The sequence below is a fragment of the Actinomyces urogenitalis DSM 15434 genome (genome assembly GCF_000159035.1).
GTDB lineage: Bacteria > Actinomycetota > Actinomycetes > Actinomycetales > Actinomycetaceae > Actinomyces > Actinomyces urogenitalis.
In genome coordinates this window covers 1,363,872-1,382,696 of sequence record NZ_DS999574.1, presented here as the reverse complement: position 1 = coordinate 1,382,696, position 18,825 = coordinate 1,363,872, and the positions used below count along the sequence as shown (strand labels likewise).

The window sequence follows — 18,825 nt, the reverse complement described above, 5'->3', positions numbered from 1 at the left end:
CTCCTTTAGGTGGTGGGCTCTCAGCGGCCGAGCAGCTTCTTGACCTCGCGCAGGTTGCTGGCGTCAACAACCTGGTCCTTGGACAGCTTGCGCTTGCGGCGCGAGGACTTGACCTCGAGCAGGTGGCGCTTGCCAGCCTGCTCGCGCATGAGCTTGCCGCTACCGGTGACCCGGAAACGCTTCTTGGCACCGGAGTGCGTCTTGTTCTTCGGCATTGTTGGATTCCTCTTCTCGGCCCGAGACAGGTTGCCTGGGCTGCGGACCCCACACGGTTTGCCGGTGGGGTGGGGGGTGGTCTGTGGGTGACCCGGAGGTCTCAGGCCTCGGTGGACGGCGCCTCGGCGCCGGAGGCGGCCTTGGCCGCGTTCTTCTCGGCTCGGCGGCTGGCCCGGGCCTCCTCGCGACGACGACGCTGGTCTGACTTGACCTCCGCCTTCTTGCGCGTGGGGGCCAGAACCATCACCATCTGCCGACCGTCCTGACGCGGGTGGGACTCAACCGTCCCCAGGTCGCCGATCTCCTCGGCCACACGCTGGAGCAGACGGATACCCAGCTCAGGACGAGACTGCTCGCGGCCGCGGAAGCGCACCACGCACTTGACCTTGTCCCCGCCCTTGAGGAACCGCTCGACGTGCCCCATCTTGGTGGCGTAGTCGTGCTGGTCGATCTTGGGGCGGAACTGGACCTCCTTGAGCTGCGTGTTCGCCTGGTTGCGCCGGGCGTCACGTGCCTTCATGGCCGACTCGTACTTAAACTTGCCGTAGTCCATGAGCTTGCACACCGGGGGGCGTGCGTCAGGGGCAACCTCGACGAGGTCGAGACCGGCCTCCTCGGCCAGGCGCAGCGCGTCCTCGACGCGTACGACGCCGACCTGCTCACCGCCGGGGCCGACGAGGCGCACCTCGGGGACGCGGATCCGTTCGTTGATACGGGGCTCGCTGATGACAGTTCCTCACTCTTGGTGATGATCAACCGCCGCAGCAAGAAACAGGGCCCTCGCCGCAGATCGCGTACGAAGGCCCATCACGTACCCAGTGGTACGACGCACAGCTCAGGCTGCACGTTGCGAGGCTGTCCTCGCATGACCCGGTTCCCGTCAGGAACCCAGGTGGGATCTCTCCGCTTGCGCGCCAGAGTCGGACTCCGGCCGGTCAGTGCTGAACTGTACCAGGACCCATCCGCCTGCCCCAGCATGGCCCCGGCGATCAGTGCGTGAACCTGGACACGCTCCGGGCTCAGGCAGGCACCGGGCACAGCTCAACGGTGTCAATGAGCTCGCCCCAGGCCGGGTTGACCATGACGAGCTGGCAGGTCTCCAGGGAAGCAGCCACGGCCGGCATCCCGCCGGAGGCGTCGATGCGGACGAAGACCCTCAGCTCAGCACCCTGCCCAGGCTCAAAGGCGACGCCGGTGACTCCTGTCACCGCCATGAGCTGGGCCGTGACCTCCTGTTGCACCGGCTCGTTGCGCCAGGACGGGACCCAGTCCTCTCCCCCAGCCAGCGCCACGACCGCAGGCCGTGGCAGGCGCAGGTCCTTGGTTCCCGGGTCAACCACCCACAGCTGGTCCGTGGTCTGCACGGCTACCTGGGCCGCACGACGCGGCTCAACCGGCACCGGACGCACGTCCTGGCGCCACGCCCTCATCGCATCGACGCTGGTAAAGACGGGTAGCGCCACGTGACCGTCAGGAAGGTCGACGGCCAGGGTCGCGGCGTCCTGCGCGGCGTCGTTGGTGTGGGGTTCGTCCCCCCCGCGGGGGTGTGCGGCCACCGGCACGATCAGGCGACTGGCCACCAGCGCCTGCCACAGGTGGTCCAGGTAGAGGTGACGGGGCTGGCTCGTGTCCTCCAGAGCCTGGGTCACCCGAGGGTCAGCACCGCCGTCGTCATCGGCAAAGGGACTGGGCGAGGCCAGCAGCCTCTCCATCTTGGCGCGTGCAGCCAGCGCGGCCGCCAGCTGGGCGTCAGGCTGTCCCGGAGACTGCTGGCTCATGCCTGCACGTCCTGGACCGCAGCCCCGCCAGCCACCGCCAGTGCCTGGGGCAGCGTGAAATTGCCGTTGTAGAGCGCCTTGCCCACGATCGCGCTATCGACTCCCTGCGGCACCAGCCTGGCCAGGGCGGCGATGTCCTCCAGGCTGGAGATCCCGCCCGAGGCCACCACCGGAGCGCTCGTGCGAGCGGCCACCTGGCGCAGCAGCTCGGTGTTAGGACCGGTCAGAGTGCCGTCCTTGGTCACGTCCGTGACCACGTAGCGCCGGCACCCGGCCTCGTTGAGGCGATCGAGGGTCTGCCACAGGTCGCCGCCCTCCTTGGTCCAGCCTCGCGCCGCCAGCGTGGTGCCACGCACATCCAGGCCGACGGCGATCTTTTCCCCGTGCTCAGCGATGACGCGAGCAGTCCACTGTGGGTCCTCCAGTGCCGCGGTGCCCAGGTTGACCCGTGCGGCACCGGCCTTGAGAGCACGCGTCAGTGAGGCGTCGTCCCGGATCCCGCCGGAGAGCTCGACCTTGATGCCGACCTCACCCACGATTCGCTCCAGCAGCGGGGCGTTCGAGCCACGTCCGAAGGCCGCGTCGAGGTCCACCAGGTGGATCCACTCGGCTCCCGCCTCCACCCAGTCCCGAGCAGCCTCGATGGGGCTGCCGTAGTCGGTCTCGGAGCCGGCCTCTCCCTGGAGGAGACGCACGGCCTTGCCGTCAGCAACGTCGACGGCGGGCAGGAGGGTCAGCATGGGGTTTCCTTCCGATCGGCGGACAAGGACCAGGTTCAGGCCACCGTGGCGAGCCAGTTGCGCAGGAGCTGGGCACCGGCGTCGCCGGACTTCTCCGGGTGGAACTGGGTGGCCGACAGCGCCCCGTTCTCCACGGCCGCCACGAAGTCCTCGCCGTGAGTGGCCCAGGTGGCCTGCGGCAGCCGGGTCGGGCCCTGGTCAAGGAGACTGGCCGGGTCCGTCTTGGCCGCGTAGGAGTGGACAAAGTAGAAGTGCTCGTCCTCGATGCCGGCAAAGAGCACCGAGTCGGCGGGCGGGCGGACCTGGGACCAGCCCATGTGCGGGACGACCGGCGCCTCCAGACGAGAGACGGTCCCGGGCCACTGAGCGAGTCCCGGCGTGCTGCCGGACTGGCCACTGTGCTCGGTGGAGGCGGCAAACATCACCTGCATGCCCACGCAGATACCCAGAACCGCACGGCCCCCGGCCAGGCGGCGGTCGATGAGGCGAGGCGCGTCCACGGCAGCCAGCTGCCGCATCACCGAGGCGAAGGCACCCACTCCGGGCACCACCAGCGCGTCGGCCGCCTCGACGGCGGCAGGGTCCGCAGTCAGCTCGACCTGGGCGCCCACGCGCTCCAGGGCGCGCACGGCCGAGCGGACGTTACCGCTGCCATAGGACAGCACGACGACGGAGGGCTTGAGCATGGTCGTAGCCTAACGGTCGGCCTCAGGTGGCTCACACGCGTCTCGCGGGGCGCCTCAGGAGCGCCCGCCGCCGCGCAGGCCTCGTCCCAGCCAGCGCATGGCCCGCGAGGCACGGACCTGGGAGGAGCGCACCGCCCCCTTGACGTCCTCGGCCTTGGTCAGCCCGAGCAGGACGTCCTCGACCACCTGGTCAACCGCTGACAGCAGCAGGCCGGCACTGGCCTCCTGACCAGCCGTCCCGTTCTCGTAGCGGCGAGCCGTGATAGTCCCGGACAGCCCTAACTCGATACCCACGTCGGTGGCCAGGTCGGCGGTCAGCAGGACGACCCCTCCTCGTGAGAGCCGGGAGAGCGCACTCGCCAGCTCAGCGGCCTCGGCCGGCTCGGTCTCCGCCCCGCCCAGGAGCTCAGCCACGTCCCACTGCGCGTGGGCGGAGACGAACTCCTTGACGGCGAAGGCGCCTGAGCGTGCCGGAACGACGGTGCAGTCCAGGTCACTCATGGCGCACAGGGCGGCCAGGGCGTCGGCACTGGCCAGAGGGGTCAGGACGACGGCGACCTTGACGGCCTTGGCCGTGGCCGTCACGTCCTGGCTGTCCAGGGCGGAGGTGTCCTCGGGCACCTCCAGCGAGCCGGGGTCCAAGGCCGAGGAATCCTCCTGCGAGGTGTCCAGGTCGAGGCCTGCCATGAGGGCGGCAAACTCGGCGTCCAGGTCCTCGCCGTCGTGACCACGGCCAGGCTGGTCCGCGCTCATCACAGGGCTCCCTTGGTGGACGGGATGCCCTCCACACGCGGGTCCGGCTCGACGGCCTTGCGCAGTGCGCGCGCCAGCGCCTTGAACTCGGCCTCGGCAATGTGGTGCGGGTCGCGGCCCGAGAGCACGCGCACGTGCAGGCAGATCCCGGCGTGGTAGGCGATGGCCTCGAAGGCGTGGCGCACCATGGAGCCAGTGAAGTGGCCTCCGATGAGGTGGTGGACGAAGGCCTCGGACTCCCCCTCGTGGACGAGGTAGGGCCGTCCGGACACGTCCACCACGGCGTGGGCCAGTGCCTCGTCCAGCGGGACGGTGGCATCACCGAAGCGGGCGATCCCGCGCTTGTCCCCCAGCGCCTGCTTGAGCGCCTCGCCGATGCAGATCGCGGTGTCCTCCACGGTGTGGTGGACGTCGATGTCGGTGTCCCCGCTGGCGCGCACGGTCAGGTCGATGAGCGAGTGCTTGCCCAGAGCGGTGAGCATGTGGTCGTAGAAGGGGACCGTGGTGGAGACGTCGGTGCGTCCGCTCCCGTCCAGGTCGAGCTCGACGACGACGCTGGACTCACTGGTGGTGCGCTCGATGCGGGCGGTACGGCTCATGCGTGGATCTCCTTGGGTGTGTGGGCGCGCTGCGGCCGGGGAAGGTCACTGGTCACCGCCTGGAGGCTGCGGCGGAAGGCCTCCATCTCCTCGGGCGTGCCGATGCACACCCGAAGGTACCCTGCCGGTCCGACGACCCGGATGAGGACACCGCGCTCCAGCATCGCGCGGAAGACGGCGTCGCGGTCGGCGAAGGGACCGAAGAGCACGAAGTTGGAGTCGGAGTCACAGGCGGTCCACCCCTGCTCGCGCAGCCACTGGACCAGGGCGTCGCGGTCAGCGCGCATCGCCGCGACCTGGCTCATGAGCTCCTCGCGGTGAGCCAGCGCCGCCATCGCGGCCGCCTGGGTCAGGGCCGAGAGGTGGTAGGGCAGGCGGACCACGCGCAGCAGGTCGACCAGCTCACGCGAGGCGGCCAGGTAGCCCAGCCGCAGCCCGGCCATGCCGAAGGCCTTGGACATCGTGCGGCACACCGCCAGGTGCGGGTAGGCCTGGCCGTCCTCCAGGGCCAGGAGCTCCAGCGCGCTGGGGACACCGGGGCGGCGGAACTCCCCGTAGGCCTCGTCCACGACGACGACGCAGTCCGTCGCGCTGCCGTCCGCGGCGAGCGGGCCCTGCCCACGAGCAGCCTCGAGCACGGCCCGCACGTCGTCCAGGGGCAGGGCCGTGCCGGTGGGGTTGTTGGGGCTCGCCAGCAGGATGACGGCGGGGTGGTGGGCAGCGACGGCCTCGCGGACGACGTCGACCTCCAGGGTGAAGTCCTCGGCGCGCGCGGCGGCGACGTAGCGCGTCAGGGTGTCACGGGCGTACTCGGGGTACATGGAGTAGGTCGGTGTGAAGGACAGGCACACCCGGCCTGGTCCGCCGAAGACCTGGAGGACGTGGAGCATGACCTCGTTGGATCCGTTGGCGGCCCAGACCTGCTCCCAGGGCACACGCACCCCGGACTCGACGGCCAGGTAGTCCGCCAGCGCCTGACGCAGGGCAGGGAAGTCACGGTCGGGGTAGCGGTTGAGGGTGCTTGCCGCCTGGGCAACGGCGTCAGCGATGTCCTGCACCACCTCGGGCGAGGGAGGGTAGGGATTCTCGTTGACGTTGAGGCGAACGGGCACCTCCAGCTCAGGGGCGCCGTAGGGGGTCTCGCCCTCAAGGCCGGGTCGCAGAGGAAGTGTGCTCACGTGCCGCAGTCTACGAGGAGCGTGGCCCGGCTGGTGCGGGCGTCCACGTTCACGCGAGCCCGAGGGGACCGCTCAGTGCGTGGCGTCGAGGAGGACCTCCTCCGCATCCAGTCGCATGAGCGCCGCCTCCAGCGTCTGGGAGCTAAAGACGCCGTCGTCGCGGGCGTCCAGGAGGGCGTCGCGCTGGGCGTGGATCGCCTCCTTGGCCAGAGCCCGCATCTTCTCCCGAGGCAAGGCGCCAAGAGCCTGCCGGGCGGCCAGCGTCCCCGACTCACTGGCTGCCTCGCCACCGGCCTGCAACTGTCCGGCGTACATGGCCTTGCCGACCGAAGGCAGCGAGAACATCGTTCCCCCAGCCCTGCCTGCCTGCTGGGCCGAGGAGGGATCCTGTGCCTGCGACAGCTCGCCAGGCTGCCCCGCGATGAACTGGGCCAAGGCCGTGTCCTTGACGGCGTGGCCCAGCAGGCGCATGAGACGTGCTCGTTCCTCCTCGTCTGCGCCGTGGGAGGCCATCTGTGGCTTGACGAGCTGGATGAACGGAGTCAGCGTCAGCCCCTGGATGACGAGCGAGCCTGCCGCCACGACGAGGGCAACCAGGAGCATGAAGGAGCGCATGGGTGCCTCCAGAGGCAAGGTCTGTGCCGCGGCCAGCGTCACGGCGCCACGCATCCCGGCCCAGACGATGACGGCTCCTTCACGCGGCCCCAGCGACTGGGACAGGAAGTAGGCCAGGTCACTGCGAGCCCGCTTCTGCCTGCGCCGTCCCCGCTCCAAGCGACGACGCCACCGCTCCAAGGCTCGCTGCCACTCCTCGGTTGACAGGTTGCGCGCCGCCAGCATCTCCTCGTCCGCGTCGCAGGCGTGCGCCAGCCGCTCCTCGAACTGCGCGATCCGCTCCTCGCCCAGATCCACCCGGCGCACGGAACGACGTCGCAGCTCAGCCAGCCAGGCGAGCAGAGGCGTGACGAAGGCGGCCCGGACCACGACTGTCAGGGCGCCGCAGACCACGGCCACCAGGAGGGCCAGGCCCAGGCCCGCCCCGGCCGGGTCGTCGGTGAGCTCGTGGACGATCCCGTAGGCCTGCAGGCCCATGACGAGGAAGACGCCTCCTTCGAGGATGAGCTCAACCGTGCGCCAGTTCTTCTGGGCAGTGCGCCGGTTGCTGGGCGGCAGCAGACGCGGTCCGCGGTAGGAGACAACGAGCCCTGCCACTACCGCTGCCACCAGACCGGACCCGCCCAGGTGCTCGGCCGGGACGGACGCCAGGAAGGGTACGGTGAAGGAGACGGCCGTGTCCGCGGCTGAGTCGGAGATACGCGATCGCACGCGCACCGCCACCTCGCCCACGGCCCAGCCCACGACCAGGGCCACCGCCAGGGCCAGCAGGAACTCCCCTGCCAGGGTCAGCGGCTCCAGGGCGTCCGCGTTGGTCATGAGCCCGGCGGAGACGGCTGAGGAGAGCAGGACCAGGGCAGTGGCGTCGTTAAAGAGCCCCTCCCCCTCCAGGATCGTGATGATGCGGTGGCTCACGCCCGAGCCTCGGGCGATGGAGACAGCCACAGCATCCGTGGGGCTGAGCACCGCACCCAGCGCGATCGCCCAGGGAAGCGCGATGGCGGGTACCAGGAGGTGGATCACCACTCCCAGCACGAGCGCCGAGACCACCACCAGCCCGATCGCCAAGCCGGCAACGGTCTGCAGCTCTCGGCGGAAGTCCATCACCGGCATCGAGACTGCAGCCGCGAAGAGCAGGGGCGGCAGCACCATCTCCAGGATGATCTCCGGCTCAACTTCCACCGCCGCCACCCAGGGCAGGAATCCGACGCCGACCCCCAGGGCCAGCAGAATCAACGGCGAGGCCACCCCAACCTTGGGCGCGAGCTGGTTGCAGGCCGCAATGACTAAGAGCCCGGCCACGGCAACAAGAAGAGGAGTCACGGACCCAAGATAGAACGGGGCACAGACAGCCATGCTCCCGCCTGCCACGGGGCAGACCGTGGCAGGCGGGAGCAGCAGGAAGGAGGAGCCCGGGCCGGGCGTCACCGCCGTCGGCCCAGCCGCCTCACAGACGCTCGGAGACCAGACGAGCCCCCTCGGTCAGCGAGGCGAGCTTGGCCCAGGCGATGTGGGAGTGGATACGCCCGCCCAGGCCGCAGTCGGTGGAGGCCACGACGCGCTCAGGTCCCACCAGCTCGGCGAAACGCGTGATGCGGTCTGCCACGAGCTCGGGGTGCTCGACGACGTTGGTCGCGTGGGAGACGACGCCCGGAATGAGGTACTTGCCCTCAGGCAGCTCGACGTCCTTCCAGATCTTCCACTCGTGCTCGTGGCGGGCGTTGGCGGCCTCGAAGGTAAGCCCGTTGGCGTTGACGGCGAGCGCCAGGTCCACCACGTGGCGGAACTCCAGGTCGGTGGAGTGCGGGCCGTGCCACGAGCCCCAGCACACGTGGTAGCGCACGAGGTCGGGGTCGATCCCCTCCAGGGCGTGGTTGAGGGCCTCGATACGCACTGCGGAGAAGCGACGGTAGTCCTCGATAGCGGGCTCCACCTTGAACTGGTCCCACGACTCAGTCAGGTCAGGGGCGTCGATCTGGACCGTGAGGCCGGCGTCCGTAATGGCCTTGTACTCCTCGCGCAGGGCCTCGGCCCAGGCCCACACGGCCGCCTCGTCGTCCTCGTAGTAATAGTTGCCGATGCGCGCCGCCGCGGCCGGGCTGATCGAGGCTACGAAGCCCTCGGACACCGGCTTGCCGGCCTTGGCCAGCGCCTCCTTGAGGGAGGCGATATCACGAGCCACGACCTCCTGGCCGGTGTAGGACAGCTCTCCGGTCAGGGCTGGGAAGGACCAGGGGCGACGGGTGGCCAGGTGGATACCCGAGGTGGGGTCGGAGTAGGCGTCAGCGAAGGCGACCCAGTCGCGACGGTCGGTCATCGCGTCCAGCTCGAGCTTGCCGGCGGGGGTGGGCTTGCGCGGCGGCAGCTCGTCAAGCAGCTCCAGGCCGGCGAAGCGGGTGAAGGAGTAGGACCACCAGGCGCCGTAGTCGACCTTCTCGGTCATGGCGTGGCCGTACTCGCCGTCGTTGACGATCGTGATGCCCAGCTCAGCCTGCTTGGCGACCACGGCATCGGTCTCGGAGCGGACGACGGCGGCCAGGTCGGAGTCGGACAGAGCGCCGGTGGCGTGGTCGGCGTTGGCCTTGAGAAGGGTGTCAGTACGGGGCAGGGAGCCGACGTGGGTGGTGCGGATGGAGGTGGTCATGAGTGGTCCTGTCATTCCTGCGGCACTCGCCGCGGTGGTCATGGAGATAAGGACCGGAACCGGCAGAGCCGGCTGGGGGCTGAGACGTCCGGGCGCCTCAGCGGGGCATGACCACCCCTGCCACGCGCTCGGGCGTGAGCAGGGGAGTCTCCGTCCTGACGGTGCAGCAGGCGCTGCTGCATCGGCTGGTGGTCATCAGGTGTCCTTCCATCGGTCCTGGCGGGAGCACCGGGGCCGGCAGAGCCGGTCGGTTGCTGCGGCGTCGAAGAGCCAGGTCTCTCAGCCGCTCGGGATGGCTACGGCGGCAGGATACACGTGCCCGCCCAGCCCGCAAGTCCGCCCATCCGCCAGGCGAGATGCTGGGGTGCCTGGGTGAGTGACTACCCAGGCACCCCAGCATCAGGATCGAGGACGGGCCGCGCCCGCCTCAGCGGGTCTCAGCCGCGCCGCCCCTTTCCACGGACTTCGCCACCGCGTCCGGCGCGTCCACGGCCCTGATCCTGGCGCTCGCCGGGCTGCGAACGGCCCTCGCCACGGCCGTGTCCGTGGCCGCGACCGTCCTCGCCATGATCATGGTGGCCGTGTCCCCGGCCGCCGTGGGGTCCGCCGTGGGGGCCGCCGTGGTGGTGGTCCGGGCCAAAGCCCAGCTCACGCATGCGCCGCAGCCCGGCCACACGCTCCTCCCCCATCCGGCGACGGGCCTCGTCCAGCCAGGCCTCGACGTCGTCGTCATCCTCAAGGCCGAGCTCCTCCTCCAGGGAGGCGATGACCTTGTCGAGCAGGGCCGCCAGCGTCGTGGCCTCGTCATCGCTCAGGACGTTCAGGTACTCGCTGCGGCCGGAGCCGGTGGCGGCGTGACGGCCGGCCTGCGTGAGGGCAACGACCTTGACCCGGCGGTCACCCTCGCTCGGGGTGCGCTCGATGAGGCCCTGGGCCTCAAGCTTGGTGAGCAGCTCGTTGAGGGACTGCTGGCGGATATCGAGCAGGTAGGCCAGCTCGCGAGTGGGCAAGGGGCTGGAGAGGTTGAGAGCAGCCAGGACCCGTCCCTGGCCGCGAGTGGTGTCCGCGTAGGGGCCACCGGAGGTACGCGCCTCAATGCGACGGCGGTGGCTCAGGCGCTGCAGGCGGCGAAGCCGGTCGTGGACGGGGGCCAGGACGCTGGCGCGGTCCTCGGAGCCGATTGCCTCAGTGTTGTCAGTGTAGGAAGTCATGTCATTCTCCTGGTTCGTGATGAGCACCTTTCTTACTGGTACCTGTTGATCTCTGACGAGAAGAAAACTACAGGCACCTTCCCTATCGCGCAAGCTCCATAGAACAGGTACCTGTATGTTGTGCGTCACTCGCCTGGCCGCGGGCGTGCCTGATCGTGTCGGTGCCTGTGGCTACGGTGAGGCCATGAGCACCTCACTCCTGCGAGAGCGCGCCGAGACGATCCTGCAGCTGCTGGTCTCCGGCCCCGGGGCCAGGCTGCGCGAGGACCAGTGGACGGCGATCCACGCCCTGGTGGCGCTGCGTCGCCGCGCCCTGGTGGTCCAGCGCACCGGGTGGGGAAAGTCCGCCGTCTACTTCGTGGCCACCGCGCTCATGCGCGAAGGCTGGGGCGGCTGGCAGCCAGGCACACCTCCGCCGCCCGTGCGTGCGCAGGGCGCCCCCGCCAGCCCGGGCGTAGGAGCCACCGTCATCATCTCGCCCTTACTGGCCCTCATGCGCGATCAGGTCGCTGCCGCCGAGCGCGCCGGGATCCAGGCGGCCACGATCAACTCAGCCAACGCCACGCAGTGGTCCGAGGTCGAGGCCCGTATCGCCACCGGCGAGGTCGACGTCCTCCTGGTCTCCCCAGAGCGGCTCAACAACCCTGTCTTCCGCGAGGAGGTCCTGCCCCACCTGGCCTCGGACACCGGCCTGGTCGTCATCGACGAGGCCCACTGCATCTCGGACTGGGGCCACGACTTCCGCCCGGACTACCGACGTATCCGTACCCTGCTGGCCGATCTGCCTGTCCACACCCCCGTCCTGGCCACCACGGCCACGGCCAACGAGCGCGTCACCCGCGACGTCGCTGAGCAGCTGAGCGCAGGAGAGGATCCTTCCACCGACCACCAGCCCGTCCTGGTCCTGCGTGGCAGCCTGGACCGTTCCTCCCTGCACCTGGGGGTCAAGCAGCTGGAGGATGACGCCTCCCGTCTGGCCTGGCTGACAAGCTACCTGCGTTCCACGCCCGGCTCCGGGATCGTCTACTGCCTCACCGTCGCGGCCGCCGGTGAGATCACCGCGCAACTGCGTCAGGCAGGCCTCGAGGTCGCCGCCTACACCGGCGGGACCGATCCGGCCGAGCGCGAGAGGCTGGAGAGCGAGCTCAAGGCCAACCAGGTCAAGGCCCTCATTGCGACCAGCGCGCTCGGAATGGGTTTTGACAAGCCCGACCTCGCCTTCATCGTCCACCTCGGGGCCCCCAGCTCCCCCGTGGCCTACTACCAGCAGGTCGGGCGCGGGGGCCGTGGCGTGGAACGCGCCGAGGTCGTGCTGCTGCCCGGCGCCCAGGACCAGGCGATCTGGGACTGGTTCGGTTCCCAGGCCTTCCCACCCGAGCAGGACGTGCGCCAGGTGCTCGCCGTTCTGGAGGAGGCGCACAGCCAGGGAGAGGGCCCGCTGAGCACCGCAGTGCTAGAGACCTCCACCAGCCTGCGGCGCACCAGGCTGGAGTCCATGCTCAAGGTCCTGGACGTCGACGGCGCCGTGCGCCGGGTCAGGGGCGGATGGGGCTGGACAGGCACGCCCTGGGTCTATGACGCCGCGCGCTATGCGCGTGTGGCAGCCGCTCGCGCCCGCGAGCAGGACCTCATGATCACCTACGAGTCCCTCCGGGCGCCGCTGTGCCGCATGGCCTTCCTACGCCAGACCCTGGATGACCCAGCCCTGGAGCAGGACTGGCGTTGCGGACGCTGCGACCTGTGCGCAGGACTGTCCCTAGCTGACCATGCCGACGCCCAGGAGGTGGAGACCGCTCGCCAGGCGCTGGCGCAGGTAGGCACTGTCATCGAGCCCCGACGCCAGTGGCCCACGGGCATGGACCGGCTGGGACTGGCCAGCCTACGCGGGCGGATCAAGGAGGAGCACCGCGCCGGCCGCGGCCTGGCAGTCGGGCGCCTGGACGGCCTCGGGATCTCGACGACGCTGCGCACACTCCTCGACTCCGGCACGGATGGCGAGGTTCCCGCCTCCCTGCGGCAGGCCGTGGTCGAGGTCGCGCAGCGACTGGGTAGCCTCATCGAGACCGAGACGGGCGGTGAGGAAGACGAACGTCACGGCCCCCTGGTCGTCGTCATCATCGACTCGCGCACCCGTCCCACGCTCGTGCGTCAGCTGGGCCGCGCCGTGGCTCGGACCTTGGCGGCCCAGCCCCTAGCGGTGGTCGGGATCCGCGGCGAGGCCGGGCGCCACGACGTCGGTTCTCCCTTCCGCCTAGCCGCCGTTGCCCGCTCGCTCACGCTCCAGGACTGGCGTCGGGACACCCTGGCCAGCCTCCAGGGAGCCACGGTGGTCCTCGTTGACGACTGGACGGACTCAGGCTGGACGCTCACGCTGGCCACGCGCCTGCTGCGCGAGGCCGGCGCCGCCAGCGTCTATCCCTTCGTCCTGGCTCAGCGTTCGTAGCCACCAGCGTCCAGGGGCCCAGGCTGCGGGAGGCAGCCGCCACGTGGCAGGATTTCGCCCATGGCACTGTCCTTCCGATCCCTGGCCTGGCGTGACGGGGTGCCCTGCGACGAGGCTCCCACGGATATCGGTGACATCGACCGGGCCATGACTGACCAGTCCCTCCTCATCTGGGCCGATATCGTCGCTCCCACGCACGAGGACCTGCAGGTCCTCGCCACTGAGCTCGGGCTGGACACCAACGCCCTAGAGGACGCCGTCGCCCCCTTCGAGCGCCCCAAAGCAGCGCAGCAGGAGAATTACCAGTACTTCGTCACCTACGCGACGCTGCCGAGCTTCGCCTCGACCCTTGATGACGAGGAGGACCAGCTCACCCGGATCGCCGGGTTCATCTTCGACCGGGCGCTGGTGACCGTCCGCGCCACCGACAGGCTCGACCTGTCCCGGGTCCTCCAGCGCTGGCACACCAACCGCAGCCTCATCCGGCTCGGCCCGACGGCGTTGGTCCACGGGCTGCTGGACGTCGTCGTCGACGGCTACTTCACCACGGTCCAGGAGCTCGATGACGCCATCGAGAACCTGGAGGACGACCTGTTCTCCCCCAGCTCTCGCTCGACCGAGTTCCAGCGCTCCGCCTACGACGTGCGGACCAAGCTGGTGACGCTACGACGCATCGTGCTGCCCATGCGCGAGGTGGTCAGCGTGCTGTGGCGCCACCGAGAGGACCGCATCCGCGAGCTCGATCCCTTCTACGCCGACCTCAGCGACCACATCCTGCGCGCCTCGGAGTGGACCGAGTCCCTGCGCGACATGATCGCCTCAGTCTTCGAGACGCACCTGTCCCTGCAGGACCAGCGCCTGAACAACGTCATGAAGAAGCTGGCCGGGTGGGCAGCGGTGATCTCCGTGCCCACCCTGGTGACAGGATGGTTCGGGATCAACGTGCCCTACCCGGGTGAGGGACAGGACGCGGGCACCGTCGCCGCCGCCGTGCTCGTCGTCGTGCCCGCTGTGGTGCTGTACCTCATCATGAAGCGCAACGACTGGATCTGACGGCGGTCGCCTAGTGCTGGCGTGTGGGCACGGGCTCGCCGAGGCTAGCGCGTCAAGCCCGGGAGCCTCGTCAAGCCCGGGAGCCTCGGCGAGCCCGTGCCGCCTCACCGTGGGCCGGCAGGTCCTCAGACTCGGCCAGGGCCGTGAGCGGGTCCGTCATCGCCTCCAGCGCCGCGGCGTCGTACTCGATGACCTGGACAGGCTTGATGTAGGCCATGACGTTCAGCCCCGCGGCGAAGCGTGCCGTGCCGCCGGTGGGCAGCACGTGGTTGGAGCCGGCCAGGTAGTCGCCCAGCGGCACCGGGGAGTAAGGACCGACGAAGATCGCTCCCGCGTTGCGAATCCTGCGCGCCACCGCCTGGGCATGGCGGGTGTGGATCTCCAGGTGCTCGGCGGCGTAGGCGTCAGCCACCTCGATCGCCTGGTCGAGGTCCCGCACCAGCACGATCCCCGACTGACGTCCCTCCAGCGCCGTCCGCGAGCGCTGGGTGTGCTTAGTGGCTGCCAGGCGGCGCTCCAGCGCTGCCTCAGCCTCAGCGGCCAGCCGCTCGGAGTCGGTGATGAGGACGCTGCCGGCGTTCGGATCGTGCTCGGCCTGTGAGAGCAGGTCGGCAGCCACGAGCTCGGGGTCAGCCTCGCCGTCCGCGACGATCGCGATCTCGGTGGGACCAGCCTCGGCATCGATCCCGACCACGCCGCGCACCGCCCGCTTGGCGGCGGCGACGAAGATATTGCCCGGCCCGGTCACGACGTCGACCCTCTCGCACAGAGCCGTCCCCGGCGCCCCACCCGCGGCCACGACGTCAGCCTCGTCGGTCGCGTTCTCGCAGGCCGCCCCGTAGGCAAACATCGCGATGGCCTGTGCGCCGCCGACGGCGTAGACCTCCTCGACCCCCAGCAGCTCGCAGGCCGCCAGGATCGTGGGGTGGGGCAGGCCGTCAAAGGCCGCCTGGGGCGGGGAGGCCAGCGCCACCTGCTCCACACCGGCCACCTGGGCCGCCACGACATTCATCACCACGCTAGAGGGATAGACGGCCAGGCCGCCAGGCACGTACAGACCCACACGACGCACCGGGATCCAGCGCTGGGTCACCGTGCCACCGGGGACGATCTCGGTGACTGTCTCACGGGGCAGCTGGGCCGCGTGACCGGCCCGGTTGTGGGCGATGGACAGCTCCAGGGCCTCGCGCACCGCCGGGTCCAGGCCCTCCAGGGCCCGGGTGAGTGCCTCGCGCGGCACCCGCAGGTGCTCAGGGCGCACGTGGTCGAAGCGCTCAGCGGCCTCGCGCAGCGCCGCCGCCCCACGCTCACGCACGTCAGCGATCGTCGGGGCGACGGCATCCAGGGCAGCGGCGACGTCGAGGGTGGCGCGAGGCAGGGCCTCAGCCAGCTCTCGGGCGTTCAGGTCACTCTCACGCAGGTCGATGCGGTTCAGCATGGGCCCAGGGTAGCGGCCTAGGCGCACGGGCGGCGTAGCGTCCCACGCGCTCGTCATCGATGACGCCCTCCCAGTCCAGACCGAAGCCAAAGCGGTAGGTGTGGCCGGCGCCGTCCTCATAGGCGGCGTAGTCGAAGGGACGGTCTTCGTCATGACGCTCAACCGCCTCCATCGAGGCCGGCAGCGTCAGAGGCAGCAGGCCGTGCGGGGTCACGCGCCCGCGCAGCAGCTCCCAGACCACCTCCTGCTGGACGCCGAAGTCGATGACGATCGCGTCCGCCAGCGGCTCCACCTCGGCCAGGACCGCCGGGTTGTGCATCCGCAGCACGACGATGACCGGCCGGTTCCCCATCTGCGCGCGAGCCTGGCGCACCAGCTCCAGGTCGCTGGCGTTGGCCACCTGCGCCTGCTTGCCACGCACCGAACGGTCCGGGTGCGCCGTCTCCCGAAAGTCACCGGACGCCAGGGACCGCTCCCTGGCAGCGGTCGCCGTGTATGGGCCCCACTGCAGGGAGATCGGCAGGTAGCCGTTGCCCCCGGCCTCGCGATCAGCCACGGAGTAGCTCTCGCACAGCGGGGACTCGATGAAGACGACGGCGACCTGGGCCTGGGCAGGGTCCTCCACCCGTTCCAGTGCGGCAGGGCTGGGCCGGTAGGGGTCGATGTCGCAGGCGGGCTCCGGAAAACGCATGAAGCCCAGGCGCTCATCAAGGTGGCGGCGTGGGACCCACGCCCGGATCGAGGGCTGCGTCAGCGGCAGGACCGGGGCGCGGTCGGCGTCGGCGTTCTTGAGCAGGACGAGGCTGTCACGCTGGGCGGCCAGGCCTGCCTGGGCGAAGGACTCGCAGCCCACCGTCGCCACCGAGGCCGCCGGGTCAAGGTAGGGGTTGTCGAACAGGCCGGTGCGGAAGAAGACCCGCAGCAGGCGCACGGCTGAGGCCTCGAAACGGGCGCGAGCAGCCGCCTCACCGTCGCGCTCAGCCAGGATCCGGTAGGCCTCCAGAACCGGAGCGGCCTGGCTGTTGCCACCGAACTGGTCCACGCCGTTGTCGATCGCCAGAGCGTGACGCTCAGCAACACTGAGGTCCTCGACCCCGTAGCAGCGCTGACCGAAATTGCTCATCTCCGGGTCAGGATCGGCTGTGATGCCCCAGTCGGTGCACACCACGCCGTCGAAGCCGTAGCGCTGGCGCAGCATGTCGTGGACGATGACGCGGTGGTAGGAGTTCGCCCGTGGCTCGCCGTCGCTGCCGGTGTTGAGCACCTGCCCGTCCGGGGTGCGGTACCCCGAGGAGATCGTGTAGTAGGGCATGACGGCGCTCGCGCTCGCCGTCGGACCGTCGAGGTCAAAGGCTCCGTGGGCAAAGGGCACCAGGTGCTCGGCCTCGTTGCCACCCGGGTAGACGGCGAACTTGCCGAAGCCGTAGTGCGCGTCACGCCCCGCCTCGCCTGTCCCGCCGCCCGGCCAGTGCTTGACCATGGTGGCCACTGAGGCCTGGCCCCAGCCGGGGTCAGCGTAGGAGGCCTCAGGCACCGCCAGCCCGAAAGCAGCCCCCTGCTGGTAGTCGGCAGCCGGAGTGGTCTGCATGGCGTCGCACACGGCCCGGGCGTAGTCCGTCACGAGTGCTGAGCTCGGTCCCCAGGTGTCCTGCAGCCGCATCCACCGTGGCTCGGTGCCCAGGTCAATCTGAGGGCCGAGCGCGGTCGTGATCCCCAGCGCCCGGTACTCCTGGGAGATGATCTCGGCGTACTCGCGTGCCCGCTGCGGGTCGAACAGCGCCGCCATCCCCATCCCCTCAGGCCAGCGTGAGACGTCGACGGCGCTGGTGGTGAACTCGGCTCCCGTCGCCTCTCCCGCACCGTTGCGCGGGTCAGTAGCGATGGAGACCGGAACGCCCAGCGGGGTGGACTCAGCCAGGGCCTGCAGGGCGTTGTTCCACCGCGCTGCCGTGTCCGCCGACTCCAGCGTGATGGCCAGGACATGACGGATGTGGTCACGGGTGAGCATCCGAGTCTGCTGGTCGGTCAGGGACCAGGGCTCCACCCCGGCCTCAGCCAGGCTGCACCCGCCGTAGGTCCCGGGGAAGGGGCCGTGGCCCGGGTTGGGTACGGCCTGGTGGGGTGAGTAGAGCATGAGGCCGGCAATCTGCTCGATGCTCAGGCGCCCAGCCAGGTCCGCGGCGCGCTCGCTCGCGCTCAGGCGCCAGTCCTCGTAGGGCAACAGCTCACCGGTGCGCGCCAGGTCCTTGAACAGGTGCCCGTCCACCTCGATCACCGGTGCGTCACAGGTACCGATCGTGGGCCCGCCATCCTGGTGATGAAAGGTCGGTGCCTTCTGACTGGCGGTAGCAGGGTCCTGGCTCGTCACGGCGTCCTCCTCGGCGTCTGTGCTGGTCGGTACCCCCCTATTTTACCGAATGGTTTGCCTCCAGGCGCCCCGTAGTCTTGACCCATGAGCCCCCTTCCCCAGGCATCCCAGCCCACTCTGTCCGACTCCCAGCTCGAGCGGGCCGCCGGTGTCCTCGTTGCCCAGGCCGTGGGCGACGCCATGGGAGCGCCTTACGAGCCTGGCCACGTGCCCCTGACTACCCCTCCACAGATGGTGGGCGGCGGCTACGGCCACTACGCACCAGCCGAGTGGACCGACGACACCCAGATGTCTCTCTATATCGCGGAGGTTGCCGCCACCGGAGCCGACCTGACGAGCCCGGAGGCGCTGGACAAGATCGCGCGCGGCTGGTGCCGGTGGGTGGTCGAGGAGGGGGCCACCGACGTCGGCAACCAGACTCGCGATGTCATCGACGCCGTCTCCCCAAGCCGCGACGAGCCCGGGATCGCCCAGCGCATGCGCCAGGCCGCCGCCGATCTCCATGCCAGGACCGGCATGACCGCGGGAAACGGCGCGCTGATGCGCAATGGGATCGTGGCTCTGACCAGGCTGACAGACCGCCAGGCGACCGCAGCGGCGGTGCGCGCCGTCGCCGAGCTGACCCATGCTGATCCGCTGGCCGGGGACGCCTGCGTCATCCACGCCGAGATGATCCGCGAGAACGTCATGAATCCCGCGTGGGAGAACCTGCCTATGCACGGAGCCAATCCCATGCGCACCCTCGACCTCATCCCCGGCGAGCGGCGTCAGTACTGGCACGACTTCTTTGACGGTGGGCCTGCAGACCCGAGTCACTACGACGCTCCCCCGCACCACGACGGCTTCGCCGTCCACGCACTGGCCCAGGCCACCCTGGCCTTCACCTTCGCCAACCGCTGCCACTACTGGAACCAGCCGCTCTTCTTCGACACGCGCGAGGAGACCTCGGCCTGGTGGATGAGCACCATCCTTATGCAGGCTCTGACCACGAGCCAGGACAAGGACACCGTCGCCGCCATCGCAGGAGCCCTGGCCGGGAGCTACCTCGGGGCCGGCGCAGCGCCGCAAGAGTGGGTCAAGGCGATCCACGGCCTGCCGCGAGG

At 69.9% G+C, this 18,825-nt stretch carries 16 protein-coding genes and 1 riboswitch; of the genes, 3 read left to right on the top strand and 13 right to left on the bottom strand.

The window, feature by feature from the left end; genetic code table 11:
* Positions 1-20 precede the first annotated feature (20 nt).
* The 11 genes from rpmI to HMPREF0058_RS05835 form a co-directional block, all read right to left on the bottom strand.
* A complete protein-coding gene (gene rpmI / locus HMPREF0058_RS05885) occupies positions 21-215 on the bottom strand; it encodes a 50S ribosomal protein L35 (RefSeq protein WP_006548813.1) in 195 nt (64 codons plus the stop codon).
* A 101-nt stretch (positions 216-316) separates the two neighbouring features.
* Positions 317-928: a translation initiation factor IF-3 gene (infC, locus tag HMPREF0058_RS05880; RefSeq protein WP_282632515.1), complete on the bottom strand. Its 612-nt coding sequence runs from the start codon at positions 926-928 to the stop codon at positions 317-319.
* Positions 929-1,235: 307 nt separating this feature from the next.
* Complete coding sequence (locus tag HMPREF0058_RS05875) at positions 1,236-1,994, bottom strand: SseB family protein (protein ID WP_006548810.1); 759 nt, start codon at positions 1,992-1,994, stop codon at positions 1,236-1,238.
* Entirely contained in the window at positions 1,991-2,734 is a 744-nt protein-coding gene (gene priA / locus HMPREF0058_RS05870; protein ID WP_006548809.1) for a bifunctional 1-(5-phosphoribosyl)-5-((5-phosphoribosylamino)methylideneamino)imidazole-4-carboxamide isomerase/phosphoribosylanthranilate isomerase PriA, read from the bottom strand. Before priA ends, HMPREF0058_RS05875 begins: the two co-directional genes overlap by 4 nt.
* A 35-nt stretch (positions 2,735-2,769) precedes the next feature.
* A complete protein-coding gene (gene hisH / locus HMPREF0058_RS05865; RefSeq protein ID WP_006548808.1) occupies positions 2,770-3,420 on the bottom strand; it encodes an imidazole glycerol phosphate synthase subunit HisH in 651 nt (216 codons plus the stop codon).
* A 54-nt stretch (positions 3,421-3,474) separates the two neighbouring features.
* Positions 3,475-4,173: a hypothetical protein gene (locus HMPREF0058_RS05860; RefSeq protein ID WP_006548807.1), complete on the bottom strand. Its 699-nt coding sequence runs from the start codon at positions 4,171-4,173 to the stop codon at positions 3,475-3,477.
* The gene (gene hisB / locus HMPREF0058_RS05855) at positions 4,173-4,772 is read right to left on the bottom strand and encodes an imidazoleglycerol-phosphate dehydratase HisB (RefSeq protein ID WP_006548806.1); all 600 of its coding nucleotides are present in this window, start codon (positions 4,770-4,772) and stop codon (positions 4,173-4,175) included. The genes HMPREF0058_RS05860 and hisB overlap by 1 nt, the downstream gene beginning before the upstream one ends.
* Entirely contained in the window at positions 4,769-5,950 is a 1,182-nt protein-coding gene (locus HMPREF0058_RS05850) for a histidinol-phosphate transaminase (RefSeq protein ID WP_006548805.1), read from the bottom strand. The genes hisB and HMPREF0058_RS05850 overlap by 4 nt, the downstream gene beginning before the upstream one ends.
* Positions 5,951-6,022: 72 nt before the next feature.
* Positions 6,023-7,921: a cation:proton antiporter gene (locus HMPREF0058_RS05845; protein WP_006548804.1), complete on the bottom strand. Its 1,899-nt coding sequence runs from the start codon at positions 7,919-7,921 to the stop codon at positions 6,023-6,025.
* A 91-nt stretch (positions 7,922-8,012) separates the two neighbouring features.
* On the bottom strand, positions 8,013-9,209 hold the full coding sequence (locus HMPREF0058_RS05840) for a cobalamin-independent methionine synthase II family protein (RefSeq protein ID WP_006548803.1): 1,197 nt from the start codon (positions 9,207-9,209) through the stop codon (positions 8,013-8,015).
* A gap of 204 nt (positions 9,210-9,413) precedes the next feature.
* Positions 9,414-9,508: riboswitch (SAM riboswitch) on the bottom strand.
* 138 nt (positions 9,509-9,646) lie between these two features.
* Positions 9,647-10,420 carry a MarR family winged helix-turn-helix transcriptional regulator gene (locus HMPREF0058_RS05835; protein ID WP_081449188.1) on the bottom strand — a complete coding sequence of 258 codons (774 nt, stop codon included), beginning with the start codon at positions 10,418-10,420 and terminating at the stop codon, positions 9,647-9,649.
* Between the two features lie 184 nt (positions 10,421-10,604).
* Here HMPREF0058_RS05835 and HMPREF0058_RS05830 point away from each other — a divergent pair, with 184 nt between their 5' ends.
* A complete protein-coding gene (locus HMPREF0058_RS05830; protein ID WP_040319733.1) occupies positions 10,605-12,863 on the top strand; it encodes a RecQ family ATP-dependent DNA helicase in 2,259 nt (752 codons plus the stop codon).
* A gap of 60 nt (positions 12,864-12,923) precedes the next feature.
* Entirely contained in the window at positions 12,924-13,916 is a 993-nt protein-coding gene (locus HMPREF0058_RS05825) for a magnesium transporter CorA family protein (protein WP_006548800.1), read from the top strand.
* Between the two features lie 70 nt (positions 13,917-13,986).
* Here the strand turns inward: HMPREF0058_RS05825 and hisD are convergent, their stop codons facing one another.
* Together hisD and HMPREF0058_RS05815 are read right to left on the bottom strand one after the other, a co-directional pair.
* Positions 13,987-15,354: a histidinol dehydrogenase gene (gene hisD, locus HMPREF0058_RS05820; RefSeq protein WP_034235672.1), complete on the bottom strand. Its 1,368-nt coding sequence runs from the start codon at positions 15,352-15,354 to the stop codon at positions 13,987-13,989.
* A complete protein-coding gene (locus HMPREF0058_RS05815; protein WP_141560467.1) occupies positions 15,329-17,722 on the bottom strand; it encodes a glycoside hydrolase family 3 N-terminal domain-containing protein in 2,394 nt (797 codons plus the stop codon). Before HMPREF0058_RS05815 ends, hisD begins: the two co-directional genes overlap by 26 nt.
* 84 nt (positions 17,723-17,806) lie before the next feature.
* On the opposite strand from HMPREF0058_RS05815, the gene HMPREF0058_RS05810 reads away from it, so the two are divergent.
* The coding region (locus HMPREF0058_RS05810; RefSeq protein ID WP_006548797.1) for an ADP-ribosylglycohydrolase family protein at positions 17,807-18,825 on the top strand (1,019 nt) is incomplete at its 3' end.